General features: G+C 71.7%; 15 protein-coding genes and 1 pseudogene. 14 read left to right on the forward strand and 2 right to left on the reverse strand.

The features are described from left to right. Nucleotides 1-39: 39 nt before the first annotated feature. Nucleotides 40-699, reverse strand: a complete 660-nt coding sequence (locus ABZ564_RS17565) for a bifunctional DNA primase/polymerase (protein ID WP_360856669.1) — start codon at nt 697-699, stop codon at nt 40-42. Nucleotides 700-1,059: 360 nt separating this feature from the next. Between ABZ564_RS17565 and ABZ564_RS17570 the strand changes: the two genes are divergently transcribed. The 5 genes from ABZ564_RS17570 (at nt 1,060) to ffh (ending at nt 8,880) form a co-directional block, all read left to right on the forward strand. Beyond that, nucleotides 1,060-2,535 (forward strand): hypothetical protein, encoded by a 1,476-nt coding sequence (locus ABZ564_RS17570; RefSeq protein WP_360856672.1) that lies wholly within the window; start codon nt 1,060-1,062, stop codon nt 2,533-2,535. Between the two features lie 379 nt (nt 2,536-2,914). Next, entirely contained in the window at nt 2,915-4,264 is a 1,350-nt protein-coding gene (locus ABZ564_RS17575; protein WP_360856675.1) for an ammonium transporter, read from the forward strand. Next, nucleotides 4,261-4,599 (forward strand): P-II family nitrogen regulator, encoded by a 339-nt coding sequence (locus ABZ564_RS17580; RefSeq protein WP_147971177.1) that lies wholly within the window; start codon nt 4,261-4,263, stop codon nt 4,597-4,599. The genes ABZ564_RS17575 and ABZ564_RS17580 overlap by 4 nt, the downstream gene beginning before the upstream one ends. A gap of 50 nt (nt 4,600-4,649) precedes the next feature. Then, entirely contained in the window at nt 4,650-7,100 is a 2,451-nt protein-coding gene (locus tag ABZ564_RS17585) for a [protein-PII] uridylyltransferase (protein WP_360856679.1), read from the forward strand. A 235-nt stretch (nt 7,101-7,335) separates the two neighbouring features. Then, nucleotides 7,336-8,880: a signal recognition particle protein gene (gene ffh, locus ABZ564_RS17590; protein ID WP_360856682.1), complete on the forward strand. Its 1,545-nt coding sequence runs from the start codon at nt 7,336-7,338 to the stop codon at nt 8,878-8,880. A gap of 58 nt (nt 8,881-8,938) precedes the next feature. On the opposite strand, the gene ABZ564_RS17595 is transcribed toward ffh, so the two are convergent. Next, nucleotides 8,939-9,784 (reverse strand): SAM-dependent methyltransferase, encoded by an 846-nt coding sequence (locus ABZ564_RS17595; RefSeq protein ID WP_360856685.1) that lies wholly within the window; start codon nt 9,782-9,784, stop codon nt 8,939-8,941. A gap of 550 nt (nt 9,785-10,334) precedes the next feature. On the opposite strand from ABZ564_RS17595, the gene ABZ564_RS17600 reads away from it, so the two are divergent. The 9 genes and pseudogenes from ABZ564_RS17600 to ABZ564_RS17640 all read left to right on the forward strand — a co-directional run. Next, nucleotides 10,335-10,928 (forward strand): hypothetical protein, encoded by a 594-nt coding sequence (locus tag ABZ564_RS17600; RefSeq protein WP_018521397.1) that lies wholly within the window; start codon nt 10,335-10,337, stop codon nt 10,926-10,928. Nucleotides 10,929-11,085: 157 nt separating this feature from the next. Beyond that, nucleotides 11,086-11,526, forward strand: a complete 441-nt coding sequence (rpsP, locus tag ABZ564_RS17605; protein WP_360856687.1) for a 30S ribosomal protein S16 — start codon at nt 11,086-11,088, stop codon at nt 11,524-11,526. A 2-nt stretch (nt 11,527-11,528) separates the two neighbouring features. Continuing rightward, entirely contained in the window at nt 11,529-11,768 is a 240-nt protein-coding gene (locus ABZ564_RS17610; protein ID WP_005311361.1) for an RNA-binding protein, read from the forward strand. Between the two features lie 79 nt (nt 11,769-11,847). Further along, a complete protein-coding gene (rimM, locus tag ABZ564_RS17615; RefSeq protein ID WP_360856690.1) occupies nt 11,848-12,435 on the forward strand; it encodes a ribosome maturation factor RimM in 588 nt (195 codons plus the stop codon). After that, on the forward strand, nt 12,435-13,256 hold the full coding sequence (trmD, locus tag ABZ564_RS17620; protein ID WP_360856692.1) for a tRNA (guanosine(37)-N1)-methyltransferase TrmD: 822 nt from the start codon (nt 12,435-12,437) through the stop codon (nt 13,254-13,256). The genes rimM and trmD overlap by 1 nt, the downstream gene beginning before the upstream one ends. 128 nt (nt 13,257-13,384) lie before the next feature. After that, complete coding sequence (gene rplS, locus ABZ564_RS17625) at nt 13,385-13,735, forward strand: 50S ribosomal protein L19 (protein ID WP_360856695.1); 351 nt, start codon at nt 13,385-13,387, stop codon at nt 13,733-13,735. 45 nt (nt 13,736-13,780) lie between these two features. Continuing rightward, nucleotides 13,781-14,551, forward strand: a complete 771-nt coding sequence (gene lepB / locus ABZ564_RS17630) for a signal peptidase I (RefSeq protein WP_360856698.1) — start codon at nt 13,781-13,783, stop codon at nt 14,549-14,551. Next, the gene (lepB, locus tag ABZ564_RS17635) at nt 14,544-15,620 is read left to right on the forward strand and encodes a signal peptidase I (RefSeq protein WP_360856701.1); all 1,077 of its coding nucleotides are present in this window, start codon (nt 14,544-14,546) and stop codon (nt 15,618-15,620) included. Before lepB (ABZ564_RS17630) ends, lepB (ABZ564_RS17635) begins: the two co-directional genes overlap by 8 nt. Beyond that, nucleotides 15,502-15,745 (forward strand): annotated as a pseudogene (locus tag ABZ564_RS17640) (signal peptidase I); the annotation flags it as partial. The gene lepB (ABZ564_RS17635) and the pseudogene ABZ564_RS17640, both read left to right, overlap by 119 nt.

The raw sequence follows: 15,745 nt of genomic DNA on the forward strand, positions 1-15,745 counted from the left end.
ACCCGCGGGGCGCTTCCGGCCGTGCGGGCCGTACGCGGCTCAGCCGCAGGGCGCCGCCCAGCGGTGGCAGAGGTACGCCAGCGTGCCGAGCAGCAGCCGGGCCTCCGGGGGCGTCGCGCTGTCCAGGCCGGGCGGCCGCAGCCAGCGCACCGGTCCCAGCCCGCCCCGGTCGGAGGGCGGCGCCGTGATGTGACTGCCGGGGCCGAGCGCCCGCAGGTCGAGCCCCGCGTCGTCCCAGCCCGTCCGGTACAGCAGCCCGGGGAGCTCGTCGGCCGCACCCGGCGCCACGAAGAACTGAGCCCGGCCCTGCGGGGTCACCGCGACCGGGCCCAGCGGCAGGCCCATCCGCTCCATCCGCGCCAGGGCCCGGCGCCCGGCCGCCTCCGCCACGTCGAGCACGTCGAAGCCGCGGCCCACGGGGAGCATCATCGAGGCGCCCGGCACCTCGGCCCAGGTGCGCGCCACCGTGTCGAGCGTCGCCCCTGCGGGCACCTCGCTCGCGAAGTCCAGCGGATGCGCGCCCGGGGCGGCGCAGCCGGCGTCCCCGCAGGAGCAGACGCCGTCCGCAGCGCGGGCCCCGGCCACGACGGCCCAGCCCCACAGTCCGGTGTACTCCGCCACCGCGGTGCTGCCGACGGAGGCACGGGCGCGACGCCGTGCACCGGTGCGCATCTCGCGGATGCCGATCGTGAAGCCCATGCCCCCTCCAACGGGTCCGGCTCGCCGATGGTTACGAAGAGGAGCGTGCAACCGCCCGCGCGCCCCCCGGCGCTTCCCCGCGCCTGTGCTGATCGCCCTGTCAAGTGAATCGCGACCCGCGCGGGTGGCGTTCAATCGAAGGGGTGGCGAATGGTGGCGATTACGCAAAGGGCCTCGCCGGGCCGGTGATCACAGGATTACCGTCGGTACACGAATCATGGAAGTATGTGCGCCCGTGGGTATGCCGCGGGCAACCCGGTTTTCTGTTCGATCGGGCGCAACGCCCGTACGGGCGACATGAGTTCGCGGCATTCTGATAGTGCTTCGCGCGACAGTGTTCGGCGGGATGGGGGCGTTCCAGTGAGTGGCAGCGGCGCAGGCGAGACGAATGCCGGCAAGCGCCCGAACGGGCAATTGGGATCATGGTTCGTGCGCAGCGGCTGGTCGAAGGGCGAGCTGGCGCGGCAGGTGAACCGCCGGGCACGCCAGATGGGCGCCCACCACATCAGCACCGACACCTCCCGGGTGCGGCGCTGGCTCGACGGCGAGCAGCCGCGCGAACCGATCCCGCGCATCCTGTCCGAGCTGTTCTCCGAGCGCTTCGGCAGCGTCGTGGCCGTCGAGGACCTGGGCCTGCGTACCCCGCACCAGGCACCCTCCGTGGCCGGCGTCGACCTGCCGTGGGCGGGGCCGCAGACCGTCGCCCTGCTCAGCGAGTTCTCGCGCAGCGACCTGATGCTCGCCCGTCGCGGCTTCCTCGGCAGCTCCCTCGCCCTCGCCGCGGGCCCCGCGCTCATCGAACCCATGCAGCGCTGGCTGGTACCGGTCGTGGGCGCCCCCGCCGCCGAACCGGAATCCGCCGCGGCCGCCCGCCGCCCCTCCCGGCTCTCCGCCCCCGAGCTGGACCTGCTGGAGTCGACCACCGCGATGTTCCGCCAGTGGGACGCGCAGTGCGGCGGCGGCCTGCGCCGCAAGGCCGTCGTCGGCCAGCTCCACGAGGTCACCGACCTGCTCCAGGAACCCCAGCCCGCCGCCACCTCCAGGCGCCTGTTCCGCTGCGCCGCCGAACTGGCCGAGCTGGCGGGCTGGATGAGTTACGACGTCGGCCTCCAGCCCACCGCCCAGAAGTACTTCGTGCTCGCCCTGCACGCCGCCAAGGAGACCGGCGACAAGCCGCTGGGCTCGTACGTCCTGTCCAGCATGAGCCGGCAGATGATCCACCTCGGCCGCCCGGAGGACGCCCTGGAGCTGATCCACCTCGCCCAGTACGGAAGCCGCGACTGCGCGACCCCGCGCACCCAGGCCATGCTGTACGCGATGGAGGCCCGCGCCTACGCCAACATGGGCCAGCCCAGCAAGTGCAAGCGGGCGGTCCGGATGGCCGAGGACACCTTCCTCGACGCCGGCGTCGACGGCGAGCCCGAGCCCGACTGGATCCGCTTCTTCTCCGAGGCCGAGCTCAACGGCGAGAACTCGCACTCCTTCCGCGACCTCGCCTACGTGGCCGGCCGCAGCCCCACGTACGCCTCGCTCGCCGAGCCCATCATGCAGAAGGCGGTCCAGCTCTTCGGCGAGGACGACGAGCACCAGCGCTCCTACGCGCTCAATCTCATCGGCCTCGCCACCGTCCACCTCCTCAAGGGCGAGCCCGAGGCATCCACCGTGCCGGCCGAGAAGGCGCTGCGCGTCGCCAGGAAGGTGCGCTCCGAGCGCGTCAACACCCGGCTCCGCAAGACCGTCGACACCGCTGCCAGGGACTTCGGGGACGTACCCGAGGTCGCCCGGCTCACCGAACTCCTCGTCGAACAACTGCCCGAGACCGTGGAAGCCGTCTAGCGCGACCACATAGCGGCCCCCATACCCCGGCCACGACGATCACCCAGCACAGACCGACTTCGGCTCCCCCCATTGCCAGGTCAACGGGTGATCGCCGTGGCCGGTTCGTGTGGTCGTTCCCCCACCGGAGCGTCGTAACCGCACCGTATGCGGCCGGGGCCGCAGAGTGGGCGCGAGCGTGGGTACGGCAGGTGTGGTTCATGGGGACGTAACACGTCGCTCCCCTTCGTCACTGCGGCGAAACATCGCGGCGCACCGGTCGAAACGGCGCTGCGCGAACCTCATGGCGCATAACCGGCCCGCACCTTTCCCCCGTGGTCCCGCAGTGGTTGTGCCCCCACCGCCCGCACGCGGCCGCACCGACGACGAGGAGACGCCGATGCCCCCAGGCATCACGACGCTTGCCGCAGACGCCCCGACGCTGTCTGCAGCCAACACCGGCTTCATGCTCATCTGCTCGGCCCTGGTGATGCTCATGACCCCGGCCCTCGCCTTCTTCTACGGAGGCATGGTCCGCGTCAAGAGCACCCTCAACATGCTGATGATGAGCTTCATCAGCCTCGGGATCGTCACGATCCTGTGGGTGCTCTACGGATTCAGCCTCGCCTTCGGTACCGACACCGGCTCGGTCATCGGCTGGAGCCAGGACTTCGTCGGCCTCAGCGGGATCGGCGTCACGGAACTCTGGCCCGACTACACCATCCCGGTCTACGTCTTCGCCGTCTTCCAGCTGATGTTCGCCGTCCTCACGCCCGCCCTGATAAGCGGTGCCCTCGCCGACCGGGTCAAGTTCACCTCCTGGGCCCTGTTCATCGCGCTGTGGGTCACCGTCGTCTACTTCCCGGTCGCCCACTGGGTCTGGGGCGCCGGCGGCTGGCTCTTCGAGCTGGGCGTCATCGACTTCGCCGGTGGTACGGCCGTCCACATCAACGCGGGTGCCGCGGCCCTCGGCGTGATCCTCGTCATCGGCAAGCGGGTCGGCTTCAAGAAGGACCCGATGCGGCCGCACAGCCTGCCGCTCGTCATGCTCGGCGCCGGTCTGCTGTGGTTCGGCTGGTTCGGCTTCAACGCCGGCTCCTGGCTCGGCAACGACGACGGCGTGGGCGCGGTCATGTTCGTCAACACCCAGGTCGCCACCGCCGCCGCGATGCTCGCCTGGCTCGGCTACGAGAAGATCCGCCACGGCTCCTTCACCACCCTCGGTGCCGCGTCCGGCGCGGTCGCCGGACTCGTCGCCATCACCCCGGCGGGCGGCGCGGTCAGCCCGCTCGGCGCCATCGCGGTCGGCGCCATCGCCGGTGTGCTGTGCGCCATGGCCGTCGGCCTCAAGTACAAGTTCGGCTACGACGACTCCCTCGACGTCGTCGGTGTCCACCTCGTCGGCGGCATCGCCGGCTCGCTGCTCGTCGGCTTCTTCGCCACCGGCGGCGTCCAGTCCGACGCCAAGGGCCTCTTCTACGGCGGCGGACTCGACCAGCTCGGCAAGCAGGCCGTCGGGGTCTTCGCGGTCCTCGCGTACTCTCTCGTCGTCTCCGCCGTTCTCGCCCTCGTCGTCGACAAGACCCTCGGGATGCGCGTCGACGAGGACGACGAGATCTCCGGCATCGACCAGGTCGAGCACGCCGAGACCGCGTACGACTTCAGCGGCGCCGGCGGCGGCGCGGCCTCCCGCACCTCCGCCCCCGCCCCCGGCCCGGCCGCCCCGACGAACAAGAAGGTGGACGCATGAAGCTCATCACCGCAGTCGTGAAGCCCCACCGCCTCGACGAGATCAAGGAAGCCCTCCAGGCGTTCGGCGTCCAGGGCCTCACCGTCACCGAGGCCAGCGGCTACGGTCGTCAGCGCGGCCACACCGAGGTCTACCGGGGCGCCGAGTACACCGTCGACCTCGTCCCCAAGATCCGCATCGAGGTCCTGGTCGAGGACGAGGACGCCGAACAGCTCCTCGACGTCGTCGTCAAGGCCGCCCGCACCGGCAAGATCGGTGACGGCAAGGTCTGGAGCGTCCCCGTCGAGACCGCCATCAGGGTCCGTACGGGCGAACGCGGCCCGGACGCGCTCTGACCGGTACGCACCACTGTTTCGCACTGTTCCGCACACGGAAGGGCAGCTGGGTGACGAGCATCGAAACCACCACCGAATCCGAGGACTCGGGACCCAGCGGCTATGCGGCGGCCCGGCTGCGCCTTCTCCAGGAGAAGGAGCGGCCCGGGCCGCCGCGCCGTGCCGCCCTCGCCGCCCTCACCGACGACTGGCTCACCGCCCTGTTCACCGCGGCGGCCGAGCACGCGGGCATCCGGGGCGCCGCCCTCGTCGCCGTCGGCGGCTACGGCCGCGGCGAACTCTCCCCGCGCAGCGACCTCGACCTCCTCCTCCTGCACGACGGCACCGCCGACGCCGCGGCCGTCGCCGCCCTCGCCGACCGGATCTGGTACCCCGTCTGGGACCTGGGCCTCGCCCTCGATCACTCCGTCCGCACCCCCGCCGAGGCCCGGAAGACCGCGGGCGAGGACCTCAAGGTCCAGCTCGGACTGCTCGACGCCAGGCCCCTCGCAGGCGACCTCGGCCTCGTCGCGTCCCTGCGCACCGCGATCCTCGCCGACTGGCGCAACCTCGCCCCCAAACGCCTGCCCGACCTCCACGAACTCTGCCGCGAACGCGCCGAACGCCACGGTGAGCTGCGGTTCCTCCTGGAACCCGACCTCAAGGAGGCCCGGGGCGGCCTGCGCGACGCCACCGCCCTGCGCGCCGTCGCCGCCTCCTGGGTCGCCGACGCCCCCCGTGAAGGACTCGCCGCGGCCCGCCGCGTCCTGCTCGACGCCCGCGACGCCCTCCACCTCACCACCGGCCGCGCCACCGACCGCCTCGCCCTCCAGGAACAGGACCAGGTCGCCCAGGCCCTCGGCCTCCTCGACGCCGACGCCCTGCTGCGCCAGGTCTACGAGGCCGCCCGCACCGTCTCGTACGCCACCGACGTCACCTGGCGCGAGGTCAACCGGGTGCTGCGCGCCCGCTCCGCCCGGCCCCGGCTGCGCGCCCTGCTCGGCGGCCGGAACCCCGCACCCGACCGGACCCCGCTCGCCGACGGCGTCGTGGAGGCCGACGGCGAGGCCGTGCTCGCCCGCACCGCCCGGCCCGAACGCGACCCGGTGCTCGTCCTGCGCGCCGCCGCGGCGGCCGCCCAGTCCGAACTGCCGCTCTCCCGTCACGTCGTACGCCACCTCGCGACCACCGCCCAGCCGCTCCCGGTGCCCTGGCCGGCCGAGGCCCGCGAGGAGCTCGTCACGCTGCTCGGCGCCGGCGAGGCCGTCGTCCCCGTCTGGGAGGCCCTGGAGGCCGAAGGGCTGATCACCCGCCTCCTGCCCGACTGGGAACGCGTCCACTGCCGCCCGCAGCGCAACCCCGTCCACACCTGGACCGTCGACCGGCACCTCGTCGAGACGGCCGTCCGCGCCTCCTCGCTCACCCGCCGCGTCGGCCGCCCCGACCTGCTGCTCGTGGCCGCCCTGCTGCACGACATCGGCAAGGGCTGGCCCGGCGACCACTCCGTTGCCGGCGAGGTCATCGCCCGCGACATGGCCGCCCGGATCGGCTTCGAACAGCACGACGTGGGCGTCATCGCCACCCTCGTACGCCACCACCTGCTGCTCATCGAGACCGCCACCCGCCGCGACCTGGACGATCCGGCGACCGTCCGCTCCGTCGCCGACGCCGTCGGCACCGCCGCCACGCTGGAGCTGCTGCACGCCCTGACCGAGGCCGACGCCCTCGCCACCGGACCCGCCGCCTGGTCCGCCTGGCGTGCGTCCCTCGTCGCCGAACTCGTCAGACGCGTCGCCCAGGTCCTGGCGGGGGAGGCCCCCGAGGAACCCGAGCCCGCCGCCCCGAGCGCCGAACAGGAACGCCTCGCCGTCGAGGCCCTGCGTACCGGGGAGCCCGTCCTCGCCCTGCACACGCGGCCCGAGACCCCGCACGAGGAGGACGACCCCGAACCGGTGGGCGTCGAACTCCTCATCGCGCTCCGCGACCGGCCCGGCGTGCTGCCCGCCGCCGCCGGGGTCCTCGCCCTGCACCGGCTCACGGTCCGCGCCGCCGACCTGCGGGCCGTGGAGCTGCCCACGGAGCTGGGCGAGTCCGCGGACCTGCTGCTGCTCAGCTGGCGGGTGGCCGCCGAGTACGGCTCGCTGCCCCAGGAGGCCCGGCTCCGCGCCGACCTCCTACGCGCCCTGGACGGCACCCTGGACATCCCCGCCCGCCTCGCCGAACGCGAGGCGGCCTACCCCCGGCGGCGCGGCGTGAAAGCGCCGCCGCCCCGGGTGACGGTCGCCCCGGCCGGCTCCCGCCTCGCCACGGTGATCGAGGTACGCGCCCAGGACGCCCCCGGCCTGCTGCACCGCATCGGCCACGCCCTGGAGCAGAGCGCGGTCCGGGTGCGCAGCGCGCACGTGTCGACGCTGGGGGCGAACGCGGTGGACACGGTCTACGTCACGCGCGAGGACGGCACACCGCTGGCCGACGCGGAGGCCGCCGCGCTGGCCAGGGCATTGGAGGATGCCCTGCAGTGAGCCGGTGACCGGGCGTGGGCCGCGTCGTTGACCGAGAAGAGATCGGTTCCCTCGCCCCAGAGGGATGGCCCGGCGTCCACCGCCTTCGCGCCCAGTGTCGACACGTGCTCCCCACCCCTGCGGGGATCCCAGCCCTCGCAGGTCGAATGCGACCGGCGGGGGCTGGCGTTTGCGTGGGCCAGATACCCTAGGCAGCGAAGCTTCCCGCCCCCGACCCTGAGGACCGACGAGCGCCGTGTTCGATACTCTCTCCGACCGCCTTGCCGCGACTTTCAAGAACCTCCGGGGCAAGGGCCGCTTGTCCGAGGCGGACATCGACGCCACGGCTCGCGAGATCCGTATCGCCCTGCTCGAAGCCGACGTGGCGCTGCCCGTCGTCCGGTCCTTCATCGCCAACGTCAAGGAGCGGGCGCGCGGCGTCGAGGTCTCCCAGGCGCTGAACCCGGCCCAGCAGGTCGTCAAGATCGTCAACGAGGAGCTCATCGCCATCCTCGGCGGCGAGACCCGGCGGCTGCGGTTCGCCAAGACCGCGCCCACCGTGATCATGCTGGCAGGCCTCCAGGGCGCCGGTAAGACGACCCTCGCCGGAAAGCTCGGCGTCTGGCTCAAGGGCCAGGGCCACTCCCCGCTGCTCGTCGCCTGTGACCTCCAGCGCCCCAACGCCGTCAACCAGCTGAGCGTCGTCGCCGACCGCGCCGGTGTCGCGGTGTACGCCCCCGAGCCGGGCAACGGCGTCGGCGACCCGGTCCAGGTCGCCAAGGACTCCATCGAGTACGCGAAGAACAAGGTCCACGACATCGTCGTCGTCGACACCGCCGGCCGCCTCGGTATCGACCAGGAGCTGATGCAGCAGGCCGCGGACATCCGCGACGCCGTCAGCCCCGACGAAATCCTCTTCGTCGTCGACGCGATGATCGGCCAGGACGCGGTCAACACCGCGGAGGCGTTCCGCGACGGCGTCGGCTTCGACGGTGTGGTGCTCTCCAAGCTCGACGGTGACGCCCGCGGTGGTGCCGCCCTGTCGATCGCCCATGTCACGGGCAAGCAGATCATGTTCGCGTCGAACGGTGAGAAGCTCGAGGACTTCGACGCCTTCCACCCCGACCGCATGGCGTCCCGCATCCTCGACATGGGTGACCTGCTCACCCTGATCGAGCAGGCGGAGAAGACCTTCAGCCAGGAAGAGGCCGCCAAAATGGCCTCCAAGCTGGCGTCCAGCAAGGGCGGCAAGGACTTCACGCTGGACGACTTCCTGGCCCAGATGGAGCAGGTCCGCAAGATGGGCTCCATCTCCAAGCTGCTCGGCATGCTGCCCGGCATGGGGCAGATCAAGGACCAGATCAACAACATCGACGAGCGGGACGTCGACCGCACCGCCGCGATCATCAAGTCGATGACCCCGAAGGAGCGCGCGGAGCCGACCATCATCAACGGCTCGCGGCGCGCCCGTATCGCCAAGGGTTCCGGCGTCGAGGTCAGCGCCGTGAAGAACCTGGTCGAGCGGTTCTTCGAGGCCCGCAAGATGATGTCGAAGATGGCGCAGGGCGGCGGCATGCCGGGGATGCCCGGGATGCCGGGCATGGGCGGCGGCCCGGGCCGGCAGAAGAAGCAGGTCAAGCAGGCCAAGGGCAAGCGCAAGAGCGGTAACCCGATGAAGCGCAAGGCCGAGGAGCAGGCCGCGGCCGCCCGCCGCGAGCAGGCGGCCCAGGGCGGCGTCCCCGGTCTGCCGGCCGGCCAGGACTTCGAGCTGCCGGACGAGTTCAAGAAGTTCATGGGCTGACGCCCTGGTACGTGCCCGAGGGGCGTCCGCCGGTCGGCGGGCGCCCCTCGGGCGTAGGTCACGTCGTGCAGACCAGGTAGCGGAACACGTTGGACATCCACACCGTGCCGTCCGGACGCCGGTGCGGGTGCAGGGCCTCGGCGAGTTCCTTCTCCACCTGCCACCGGTCGGTCGCCCCGACCGCCGCCTCGAACAGCCGGGTCGACAGCAGGCCGCGTACGGCGCTGTCCATGTCGGCGTAGCCGAACGGGCAGGCGACCCGGCCGGAGCCGTCCGGCTTCAGCCCGGACCGGAAGGCCACGTCCTCCAGATCGTCCCGGCGCGGGCCGCGCCAGCCGGCGCCCGGCGTGCGCCCCTCGTCGGCGAGCCGGCCCGCCACCCGCAGCACCGCTTCCGTGGCGCACCGCTCGGGCGGGCCCCAGCCGGTCAGGACGACCGTGGAGCCCCGGTCCGCCGACGGGATCGCGGCCTCCAGTGCCCGTACCAGCTCCTCGCCGTCGCCCGCCGCGCAGCCGATCGGGGTGAAGGCGGTGATCAGGTTGTGGGGTCCGCCGTCCGTCGCGGCGGTGACCGTGTCCGTGAGCCGGGGAGCGGCAGCCGGTGCGCCGCGGTCCTCGGGTGCGGGCAGGAGCCGGGCCCGGGCGAGCGCGAGCCGCTCGTGGTCGGAGTCGACGCCGGTGACCCGGGCTCCGCGGCCGACGGCCATCAGCAGAGCCAGACCGGAGCCGCAGCCGAGCGAGAGCATCCGCGTGGCGGGCCCCACCTCCAGCCGTGTGTACACCGCTTCGTACAGGGGGGCCAGCATCCGTTCCTGGATCTCGGCCCAGTCGCGGGCGCGGGAGGCGCCGTCCGCGAGAACGGACGACTCCGTGTGCCGGTGGTGCCGAACGAGCGTAGGTGTCATGGAATGCGCCCCAATCCGCCGAGGTTGCCGGTTCTGCCGGTCGGTCGTGCCCGAGTGGACGGGTACGACCGTCCTGGTTACGCGCGCTTCCCCCGTATGCCAGAGAACTGCGCATCGGGCGCCGCGTCCAGAGGTCTGCGGGACGTGGTTGTCCCCGCTGCCGTCCGGCGCACGACGGCACCGGCGTACCCGGACGGCGTGGAGACCCCGAGGGGGTCCGTCTCGTCCTCTGCCGAACAGTCTGACCCGACACGCCGGGACGGGCACGTCGAGCACGTCACGGCGCTGCCGGTACCCTCTTCATCTGCGTCGTGCGGCCGCCGGGCCCGCGCGCCGGGCGGCTCGGGAGCGCCGGGGGGCGCGTACCGCGTCTACGCGCGCAGGCGTACGCGCCGCTACGTACCGGCTTGGTGCGAGCTGTGAGGCTTCTCCGCAGATCAGCGCACCCGCCCTCGTCAGGACGCATGAAGGTCAACTGACTGGTACGTGCAAAATATTTGGGATGGCCCGGAATCGGAACACCGAGGGCCCCGCGCTCGTTGGTCACGACGTGAGCACGACACCACCTGTACTTGCCGCAGAGCTGGCGCAGGCGTGGGCCGACATTCAGCGGTACCACCCCGAGCTGCCCGATCTCGCCGCACCCGAGTCCCTGATCGGAGAGTCCTCGTCCGCCTGTGGCGCCGAGCTCTCCTTCGAGCGACTGCTCCACGAGGCAGTCCACGGCATCGCCGCCGCCAGAGGTGTCCGCGACACCTCGCGCGCCGGCCGATATCACAACCGACGATTCCTGGCGATCGCCGAGGAGCTGGGCCTCGACCATGCCGAGGAGCCCCACCCCAGCAGTGGCTTCTCCCTGGTCACGCTCAACCCCGAGGCCAAGCGCCGCTACCGGCCGACGACGGAACGGCTGCAGCGCGCCCTCAAGGCGCACACCGTGGCCACCGCCGCCGACACCAAGCGCTCCTTCCGCGGCCCGGCCGCCCGGCACGGCTCCTCCGGAGGGGGCGTGCGGGTCAAGGCCGTGTGCGACTGCGGGCGCAACGTGCGCGTGGTCCCGTCGGTTCTCGCGCAGGCCCCGATCGTCTGCGGCGGCTGCGGAAAGCCGTTCCGGATCCCGGAGACAGCGGTCGCGGTGGGGTGAGCCGACACGGTGTGGCACAATGGCTAGCTGTACTCGACAGTCGCACAGGACCCCTCTCTCCTCCGGCTGACGCGTCCATCGGGCACCCGAGTACCGCAACCCCACGTGGCATTTTCGTTGTGCCCAACCACGTCATAGACCAGGAGACACCACTTCCGTGGCAGTCAAGATCAAGCTGAAGCGTCTGGGCAAGATCCGTTCGCCTCACTACCGCATCGTCGTCGCCGACTCCCGTACCCGCCGTGACGGCCGGGCCATCGAGGAGATCGGCCTGTACCACCCGGTGCAGAACCCGTCGCGCATCGAGGTCAACTCGGAGCGTGCGCAGTACTGGCTGTCCGTCGGCGCCCAGCCGACCGAGCCGGTTCTCGCGATCCTGAAGCTCACCGGCGACTGGCAGGCGCACAAGGGCCTCCCGGCCCCCGCGCCGCTGCTGCAGCCGGAGCCCAAGGCCGACAAGCGCGCCCTGTTCGACGCCCTCTCCAGCGATGGTGAGGAGTCGAAGGGCGAGGCCATCACGCCGAAGGCGAAGAAGGCCGACAAGAAGGCGGACGAGGCTGCTGACGCCGCCGCGCCCGCCGAGTCGACCGAGGCCTGAGCATGCTCGAGGAGGCTCTCGAGCACCTCGTGAAAGGCATCGTCGACAACCCCGACGACGTGCAGGTCGCCTCGCGCAACCTGCGGCGTGGCCGTGTGCTGGAGGTCCGGGTGCACCCCGATGACCTCGGCAAGGTGATCGGCCGCAACGGCCGCACCGCACGCGCGCTGCGGACCGTCGTGGGCGCCATCGGCGGCCGTGGCATCCGCGTCGACCTCGTCGATGTGGATCAGGTTCGCTGACAGAGTTGAACACCGGCACGGGCCGGGGAGGGCCAAGAGCCCGCCCCGGCCCGTCGTCGTACGACAGGAGAGACACAAGGTGCAGTTGGTAGTCGCGCGGATCGGTCGCGCCCACGGCATCAAGGGCGAGGTCACCGTCGAGGTGCGCACGGACGAGCCGGAGCTGCGGCTCGCACCCGGAGCCGTACTGGCCACCGAGCCGGCCACGACGGGACCGCTGACGATCGAGGCCGGCCGGGTGCACAGCGGCAGGCTGCTGCTGCGCTTCGAGGGCGTGAAGGACCGTACGGCCGCCGAGGCGCTGCGCAACACCCTGCTGATCGCCGACGTCGACCCGGCGGAACTCCCGGAGGACCCGGAGGAGTTCTACGACCATCAGCTGATGGACCTGGACGTGGTCCTCGCCGACGGCACCGAGATCGGCCGGATCACCGAGATCACGCACCTGCCGTCCCAGGACCTCTTCATCGTGGAGCGGCCGGACGGCAGCGAGGTGATGATCCCGTTCGTCGAGGAGATCGTCACCGAGATCGACCTGGAGGAGCAGCGCGCGGTGATCACTCCGCCGCCCGGTCTGATCGACGCGAGCGAGGCGGTCGTGGCCTCCGCGCGCGAAGAGGGCGACGGACCGGCCGAGGGTTCCGTGGCGAAGGGCGAGGACGCCTGATGCGCCTCGACGTCGTCACGATCTTCCCCGAGTACCTGGAACCGCTGAACGTCTCGCTGGTCGGCAAGGCCCGCGCGGCCGGCCGCCTCGACGTCCACGTGCACGACCTGCGCGACTGGACGTACGACCGCCACAACACCGTCGACGACACCCCGTACGGCGGCGGCCCCGGCATGGTCATGAAGACCGAGCCGTGGGGCGAGGCCCTGGACGAGGCGCTGGCGGACGGCTACGAGGCGGGGGCGCACTCCCCGGTCCTCGTGGTGCCCACGCCGAGCGGCCGGCCGTTCGACCAGGAGCTCGCCGTCGAGCTGTCCGAGCGGCCCTGGCTGATCTTCACCCCGGCCCGCTACGAGGGCATCGACCGGCGGGTGACCGAGGAGTACGCCACCCGGATGCGGGTCGTCGAGGTGTCCATCGGCGATTACGTCCTGGCCGGCGGGGAAGCCGCGGTGCTGGTGATCACCGAGGCGGTGGCCCGCCTGCTGCCCGGCGTCCTCGGCAACGCCGCCTCCCACCAGGACGACTCCTTCGCCCCCGGCGCGATGGCGAACCTGCTGGAGGGACCCGTCTACACCAAGCCGCCCGAGTGGCGCGGCCGGTCCATCCCCGACGTGCTGCTCAGCGGCCACCACGGGCGGATCGCGCGCTGGCGGCGGGACGAGGCGCTGCGCCGTACGGCCGCCAACCGGCCCGATCTGATCGAGCGGTGCGAGGCGTCCGGCTTCGACAAGAAGGACCGGGAGATGCTTTCCATCCTCGGCTGGTCCCCCGAGCCCGGTGGCCGATTTTGGCGCCGGCCCGAGGCCGTGGAAGAATAGGCCGCTGCTGTCCGTCCGGCGTGCGCCCCTGCCACAGGGGGACACGACGCCCGTCCGACGCGATCAGCCCCTAGCACTCATCACTCTCCCGTCGATGACCTGTGGCATCGGCGAAGAAAGCAGACAACATGGCTTCCCTGCTCGATGGCGTCAATGCCGCGTCGCTGCGTACGGACATCCCGGCGTTCCGCCCCGGTGACACCGTCAACGTTCACGTCCGCGTGATCGAGGGCAACCGCTCCCGTGTCCAGCAGTTCAAGGGCATCGTCATCCGCCGCCAGGGCGCGGGCGTCAGCGAGACCTTCACGGTCCGCAAGGTCTCCTTCAGCGTCGGCGTCGAGCGCACCTTCCCGGTGCACAGCCCGATCTTCGAGAAGATCGAGCTCGTGACCCGCGGTGACGTCCGTCGCGCCAAGCTGTACTTCCTCCGTGAGCTGCGCGGCAAGGCCGCGAAGATCAAGGAGAAGCGCGACCGCTGATCTGACTGCCTCGTCCACAGGGTGTCCGGATAAGCTCTGGCCCCGATGGACACGCAAGCAGAACTCCAGGAGCGCGGCCGCTCCTCCGCACCCGCTACGGGTCCGGAGGAGCGGCCGCGCTCTTCGCGTGTCCGGGACCGGGCCGCGGACCTGATGTCCTGGCGGGGCACGCTCGCGCTCGGTGCCGTCTGCGCGGTGTTCGTGTTCCTCTTCAGCAGCTTCGTGGTGCAGCCCTTCCTGATCCCCAGCGGTTCCATGGAGCCCACGCTCCGGGTGGGCGACCGGGTGCTCGTCAACAAGCTGGCGTACCGCTTCGGCGCGGTGCCCCGGCGCGGTGACGTGGTGGTCTTCGACGGCACCGGCTCCTTCGTACGCGAGGGCGGGGAGCAGAACCCGGTCACCGCGCTGCTGCACGGAGCGGCGGCGTCCCTCGGGCTCGCGGAGCCCGCCGAGACCGATTTCGTGAAGCGGGTGGTGGGCGTGGGGGGTGACCGGGTGGTCTGCTGCGACGAGCGGGGCAGGATCGAGGTGAACGGCCGGCCGCTGAACGAGGACTACCTCTTCACCGGTGACGCGCCCTCGAAGGTCCCCTTCGACATCGTGGTGCCGGACGGCACCCTGTGGATGATGGGCGACCACCGCAGCCGCTCCCGCGACTCCCGCGATCACCTGGGGGAACCGGGCGGCGGCATGGTGCCGGTGGGCCGGGTGATCGGGCGGGTCGACTGGTTCGGCTGGCCGCCGGGCCGACTGGGCCCGCTGCCGGACACCGCGGCCTTCGACTCCGTACCGGCGGCCGGTCCGTCGCATGGGTAACCACGGGCGGCGCGGTGCCCCGGCGCCGGGGACCACGGCGCCGGACGGGGGTGCGCGTTCGCTGCCCACCCGGGCGGAGCGGCGCAAGCTGGCCCGCAAGGTGAAGCGCAGGCGGCGCAGGTCGGCGGTGCGGGAGATACCGCTGCTGATCACGGTGGCGCTGCTGATCGCGCTGGTCCTCAAGACGTTCCTGGTGCAGGCGTTCGTGATCCCGTCCGGTTCGATGGAGCAGACCATCCGGATCGGTGACCGGGTGCTCGTCGACAAGCTGACGCCCTGGTTCGGGTCGAAGCCGCAGCGCGGGGACGTCGTCGTGTTCCGCAACCCGTCCGACTGGCCGCCGCCGAACCCGGTGAGCACAGACGATCCACCCGTCGTCGTCAAGCAGGTGAAGCAGGTCCTCACCTTCGTCGGGCTGCTGCCCTCGGACGACGAGCAGGACCTGATCAAGCGGGTCGTGGCCGTCGGGGGCGACACGGTGAGGTGCTGCGAGTCGGACGGCAGGCTCGTCGTCAACGACGTGGCGGTCGATGAACCCTATGTTTTCCCCGGCGATTCCCCCTCCACCATCAAATTCGAGGTAAAGGTTCCGGCGGGCCGCCTCTTCGTCATGGGGGACCACCGCTCCAATTCCGCCGATTCGCGCTTCCACCTGGACAAGACGGCGGCCGGCACGATCTCCGAGGACGCGGTCGTGGGGCGCGCGAAATGGATCGTCTGGCCTTTCGGGCACTGGACCGGCCTGGAGGAACGCTCGGCGTTCTCCTCGGTCCCGGACGCGCGCGCCGGTACGGCGGCTGCCTCGGGACCGTCGAATAGTGTGTCTCAGGATCCCAACGGATTGATCCGGCTCCCGACCCCTGCGGAACTCCCGCTCGTTATGGGAGTGGTGGGCCTGCATCGGCTAGGACGCAGGCGGTGGCACGGAGTAAGGAGTGGATGTGGGGGATTTGGCGGTCGGCGCACGATCCGGACACGACGAACCCGAGGACCGGCCGGGCAGCCCGGCGCATTCCCAGCCCGCCGGTGCGGCGGAGGACGGGACGACGGTGAGCGGGACGGAGAGTGACGGCGGCGCGTCCGGCGGCAGCACGGCCAGGAAGAAGAACCCCCGCCCGTTCTGGAAGGAACTGCCCCTCCTCATCGGCGTCGCGCTGGTTCTGGCGCTGTTGATCAAGACGTTTCTGGTGCAGG

It is taken from the genome of Streptomyces sp. NPDC019224, assembly GCF_040632605.1.
Classification (GTDB): domain Bacteria; phylum Actinomycetota; class Actinomycetes; order Streptomycetales; family Streptomycetaceae; genus Streptomyces.

What these genes read in the sequence shown, in the direction of transcription:
- ABZ564_RS17565 (WP_360856669.1), bottom strand. Translation starts at nt 699, where the DNA reads ATGGGCTTCACGATCGGCATCCGCGAGATGCGCACCGGTGCACGGCGT.
- ABZ564_RS17575 (WP_360856675.1), top strand. Translation starts at nt 2,915, where the DNA reads ATGCCCCCAGGCATCACGACGCTTGCCGCAGACGCCCCGACGCTGTCT.
- ABZ564_RS17580 (WP_147971177.1), top strand. Translation starts at nt 4,261, where the DNA reads ATGAAGCTCATCACCGCAGTCGTGAAGCCCCACCGCCTCGACGAGATC.
- ABZ564_RS17595 (WP_360856685.1), bottom strand. Translation starts at nt 9,784, where the DNA reads ATGACACCTACGCTCGTTCGGCACCACCGGCACACGGAGTCGTCCGTT.
- ABZ564_RS17610 (WP_005311361.1), top strand. Translation starts at nt 11,529, where the DNA reads ATGCTCGAGGAGGCTCTCGAGCACCTCGTGAAAGGCATCGTCGACAAC.
- trmD (WP_360856692.1), top strand. Translation starts at nt 12,435, where the DNA reads ATGCGCCTCGACGTCGTCACGATCTTCCCCGAGTACCTGGAACCGCTG.
- rplS (WP_360856695.1), top strand. Translation starts at nt 13,385, where the DNA reads ATGGCTTCCCTGCTCGATGGCGTCAATGCCGCGTCGCTGCGTACGGAC.
- lepB (WP_360856698.1), top strand. Translation starts at nt 13,781, where the DNA reads ATGGACACGCAAGCAGAACTCCAGGAGCGCGGCCGCTCCTCCGCACCC.
- lepB (WP_360856701.1), top strand. Translation starts at nt 14,544, where the DNA reads ATGGGTAACCACGGGCGGCGCGGTGCCCCGGCGCCGGGGACCACGGCG.